The 4,955-nt window shown below is 48.9% G+C and carries 3 protein-coding genes; all 3 read left to right on the top strand.

The annotated features are described in order from the left end of the window. Positions 1-355: 355 nt before the first annotated feature. Genes rfaE1 through ACFVTJ_RS25275 form a run of 3 tightly spaced genes read left to right on the top strand, consistent with a single transcriptional unit; the run spans position 356 to position 4,534 of the window. Positions 356-1,810, top strand: a complete 1,455-nt coding sequence (rfaE1, locus tag ACFVTJ_RS25285; RefSeq protein ID WP_386911257.1) for a D-glycero-beta-D-manno-heptose-7-phosphate kinase — start codon at positions 356-358, stop codon at positions 1,808-1,810. Positions 1,811-1,815: 5 nt separating this feature from the next. Beyond that, positions 1,816-2,802, top strand: a complete 987-nt coding sequence (gene rfaD / locus ACFVTJ_RS25280; protein WP_386911256.1) for an ADP-glyceromanno-heptose 6-epimerase — start codon at positions 1,816-1,818, stop codon at positions 2,800-2,802. Further along, on the top strand, positions 2,762-4,534 hold the full coding sequence (locus ACFVTJ_RS25275; protein ID WP_386911255.1) for an HAD-IIIA family hydrolase: 1,773 nt from the start codon (positions 2,762-2,764) through the stop codon (positions 4,532-4,534). Before rfaD ends, ACFVTJ_RS25275 begins: the two co-directional genes overlap by 41 nt. Positions 4,535-4,955: the final 421 nt, after the last annotated feature.

Here is a 4,955-nt window from a genome sequence, read left to right as displayed (position 1 = left end):
GCAAACACGTCAGAAACGGAATGCTGTCGCCCGTCGAGTTCGAGAGGCAGCAGAAAATCTAACCCGGGGGTGTCTACGAAACTCGGGGCTATTCAGATCTTACACGTGTGCTTCCTCAGTTCGGCCACCTTTAAGGTTTGCAGCACAATTCAGTTAGCCTCATGCTTTGCAGGATTGGCTCGTCGCCAGTACTGGTTACACCACAACATTTTGATTACCAACATCGTCGATATACGATAGTTGCAATCCGGGATCAGATAAAATATGTCCAACTCTGGCAATCATTTCCGGCGTTAACTGCAAAGGACAACGCGGTTTTGTTCAAAATTAAATCTCCATCCGGAACTCAAAGTAAATGTTCGAATTGCAGAAATTCCAAGGGGTTAAGGTTTTATGCCTTGGCGACGTGATGCTTGATTGCTTCGTTTCGGGGGACGTGAATCGTATCTCTCCTGAGGGTCCCGTTCCTGTACTTTGCGTGAACTCAAAACAATATTTTGCTGGTGGTGCTGCAAATGTTGCCCGAAACATCGCGTCACTTGGTGCAAGGTGTACGTTGGTCGGGGTTATCGGCCGCGATCCAGAAGGCGCGCAATTAACTTCGCTGCTCGAAACATCTGAGGGAATAGACACCCGATTGATTGAGCTTGCCAATCGCTCGACGACGGTTAAAATGCGGTTTCTTGGTCAAAACCAACAAATGCTGAGGGTTGACCACGAGAATAACGACGCGCTCTCCAAATATGACGAAGCGAAAATAATTCGATTAGTCTGCGATTTGGTACGGTTGCATTCAGCGGTAGTTCTTTCGGATTATGCGAAAGGCTTACTGAGCGAGAGTGTTGTGCGCGCTATTGTGACAGAGAGCAAAAATCACGGGGTTCCCGTTATAGTCGATCCGAAGACGGCGGACCTGTCCCGTTACTCAGGCGCTAGCGTCGTTACTCCGAACCTTCGGGAAGCCTATGCAGCATCCGGAATCCAAGCAAACTCGGACGATGAATCCAACGACGCGGCCGAACTAATTCTTTCACGGTTCGAAATAGATTCTGTTTTGATTACTCGTGCTGAGAAAGGGATGACCCTTGCTGAGCGAGGCAAAGCACCACTGCATATTCGTTCAAATGCTCGCGAAGTATTCGACGTTGTTGGCGCGGGAGACACAGTTGTCGCAACGCTCGCCGTCGGCCTCGGAGGTAAGTTGCACCTTTCAGAAGCGGCTCGAATAGCGAATTTAGCAGCGGGGATCGTCGTTGGCCGAAGAGGAACGGCAACGGTCTCAATTGCCGATCTCCACACGGAGTTGATGCACGACACTCAAAATGGAATTGTTCGACCTACTTCAAAAATTTGCACATGGAATGACATACTTAAGCTATCGGGAGATTGGCGAGATTCAGGCCTTACTGTAGGTTTCACGAACGGTTGTTTCGACATCCTTCACGTTGGTCACATTAGGACCCTCCAATTTGCTCGTGAGCATTGTGAACGTTTGGTGGTTGGAATAAACAGCGATCAATCTGTCCGCAGGCTAAAGGGAGAGAGCAGGCCCGTAAATAGCCAAGAAGATCGGGCCGAGCTCCTCAGTGCGTTATCGTTCGTTGACGCTGTAGTGGTTTTCTCCCAAGACACCCCCCTAGAACTGATCGAAGCTATCTCGCCAGAGACCCTTGTTAAAGGCGGGGACTATCAGGTCGAAACAATTGTTGGAGCCGAACACGTATTAAAGCACGGTGGCAAAGTTTTGACTTGTGAAATTGTCAGAGGAAAAAGTACGACAGATACGATAAGACAAGTACAAGGGATTTGAATAAGATGTACATTGTTACTGGCGCAGCAGGATTTATTGGCTCCAACATTGTAGCGGAGCTAGAGCGAAACCAGATGGGGCCTATCGTCGTATGCGATTGGTTCGGCCATGAATTGAAGTGGCGGAATCTCTCCAAAAGAAATATCGCCGCATTTGTTCGCCCCGATCAGCTTTTCGATTATCTTAATTCCACCAGAAGCTCGGTCAAGGCGCTTATTCACATGGGCGCAATATCCTCAACGACCGAAGCCAATGTCGATGAACTGATAGAGCAAAATATCAATTACTCCATAAAATTATGGGACTGGTGTGCTAGTAACTCTGTTCCGTTCATCTACGCATCTTCCGCGGCAACCTACGGGGGAATAGAGAGCGGTTTTCAAGATGACGAAAGTTCCACGGCCCGCGCCAATCTCCGACCACTAAATGCCTATGGGTGGAGCAAGAAAGCGACCGATGACATTTTTGTCGAACGCGTTACGCGCGGTGAACTAGCGCCACCACAATGGGTTGGACTTAAGTTTTTTAACGTCTATGGCCCTAATGAATACCACAAGGGCGAAATGTGTAGCGTTGCTTGCAAACTATACGACGTTGTTCGATCCGGCGGCACCGTATCGCTCTTCAAGTCTTACCGCGATGACATTCCAAATGGGGAGCAGCGACGCGACTTTGTTTATGTACGCGACTGCACAGCGATGATTTTGTGGTTCCTGAATAATCCGACATGTAGCGGCATTTTCAACTGTGGCTCAGGCACAGCTAGAAGCTTTGTAGACGTTGCCCACGCGATTGGGAATGTTATTCAGTCAAATTTGAAGATCAATTTCATCGAGATGCCAAACGCAATTCGGGACAAATATCAGTATTTTACGCAAGCTGACATGTCTAAGGTGACGGCGCTTGGTTATAATTACCCGCCTACATCTCTTGAGGACGGAATTGCGGAATATGTCGAAGCCTACTTGGAGCGGGATGATCGGTACCGTTAAGGAGGGAATACGCGTCGTGGCGAATGATCCATCGCACAATTGCAAAAAAGCATTTAGTCTTGCCCAAAACGAGTACGTAGAATTAAGAGAGTGGCTATTTAACAGTGCTTTTCCGCTGTGGGGTACTGTAGGGTGTGACAAGGACAGCGGCGGGTTCTTCGAAAAAATCGGTAAGGACGTTCACCCAATTGACGCCCTCCGCAGAACCCGTGTGGTTTGCCGCCAAATCTTTAGCTTTGCCGCCGCAGGAAGAATGGGTTGGCCAGGTGATAGTGCGGGTGCGGTTGCACATGGACTACGGTTCCTGAGGCAACATTGCTTTCAACCAAACGGTTCCGTCAGATCTGCCACCGACTTGCAGTTCGGGCAGCACAATGAAAAATTCGATCTTTACGACCACGCTTTTGCTTTGTTCGGCCTTTGCGCCGCCTACCACGTTTTACCTGAAAAAGTAGAACTCGCAGATAAGGCGGTAGCTTGTCTTGTAGCCATGAAAACTGGCTGGGGTCATTATATCGCAGGCTTTGAAGAGGCGTCACCTTCAGTACTACCTCTGCGTTCAAATCCGCATATGCATATTCTTGAGGCCTGCCTTGCGTGGGCCGAGCTTGGCCCAGAAGACAAACGATCCACATGGCTACGGCAAGCGGATGAGATAGCGGAGCTCTGCCTCTCGAGGTTTATTTGCGTAAAGACAGGCGCAGTCCGAGAATATTATGACCATGACTGGAATGTGGATTACGATTTCCCATTAGCCCCAGTCGAACCAGGGCACCAATTTGAATGGGCGTGGCTTTTAGCTAAGTGGGGTAAACTAAGGGGGGAAAAGAAGGCGTTGAAGGCTGCACGCCGACTAGTTGAAATTGGAGAAGAAAACGGCGTTTGTCCTAATTTCAGAATCGCAATCAATGGGCTCGATCATAACTTAGAGCCAGTGGACAAAAGTTTTCGCCTCTGGCCACAAACAGAACGCATTAAAGCCTGGCTCATCTTAGCAGAACTCTCAGTCGCTCCGGATGATAGAGAATTTGCGTTGGGGAAAGTGGCAGAAGCTGGGAAGGGCCTCAAGCTTTTTCTCTCAGACGTTCCAGATGGATTGTGGCGTGACCGATTGACGTCCAATGGGACAACTATTGAAGAACCGGTCCCGGCCTCCAGCTTGTATCACATTGTTTGCGCAGTGGAAGAATTATACAATTTTTTCGGTGAACGGAAAAACAGACGACCGGCTCTCTTTCTCGACCGAGATGGAGTTATCGTAAAAGATATTGGATATCCTGGGAAAATTGAAAATATCGACCTCATTGAGGGAGCGGCGGACGCTATTAGAAACTTCAATGAGCGCGACTTCCACGTTTTTGTGGTCACCAATCAGTCCGGCATAGGACGCGGTTATTACGACGAGGACGACTATAATGTCGTGCGCGCGCATATTAAAAACGTTCTCAGAAAACAGTGCGCTCACATAGACGACGAACGTGCCTCACCGTTTTTCACGGATGCGATTGATGAGAAGTACAGGCGTTACGAAAATTGGCGAAAACCCAACGCCGGTATGATTGTTGATCTAATGCAGGAGTGGAACATCGATCTTGAACACAGTATACTAGTGGGCGACAAGATATCCGACATACACGCTGCGAATGCAGTCGGCTTAAAAGCTGAACTATTTGAAGGTGGAAGTTTGTCCGTATTCTTGGAGTCGTTAAACTTACTAGGTGATTGCCGCTAGCGCGTCCGCTTTACTCGGGGTCAATCCGCACGATTTAAATTAGCTAGCGCATTCTTGTGGCTCGAACGGCATGAGGATGTGTGAACTGATGGGTTGTCTAATCGCAGCTGAATGCGTCGTCCACATTGAAGTCTCGTGCTGCGTAGCTTCATCATGCGGCGGCTGATGTCGACCGCGAAGACAACCATGCACCCGGCAGCGATCTTCAGACAAATTCAATTTTGACGCCCCAGCTGCGATTAGACAACCCCATCAGTTCACAACGACTTGTGCCAGACCGTTCAACCTGATCGCTCACTTACGCCACGGGATGATTGCAGCGATCATGATCTGAACCCTTCAAACTGGACCAATTTTGGTTAGAGTTTTCCGGTGCATTTTCCTGGCTGGGAAAGGAACGGAAGACGATGAAAGCATCGCA

Source organism: Agrobacterium sp. NPDC058088 (assembly GCF_042885035.1).
Classification (GTDB): domain Bacteria; phylum Pseudomonadota; class Alphaproteobacteria; order Rhizobiales; family Rhizobiaceae; genus Agrobacterium.
The sequence above is the reverse complement of the archived record's forward strand: the minus strand, read 5'-3'. Positions and strand labels throughout refer to the sequence as shown.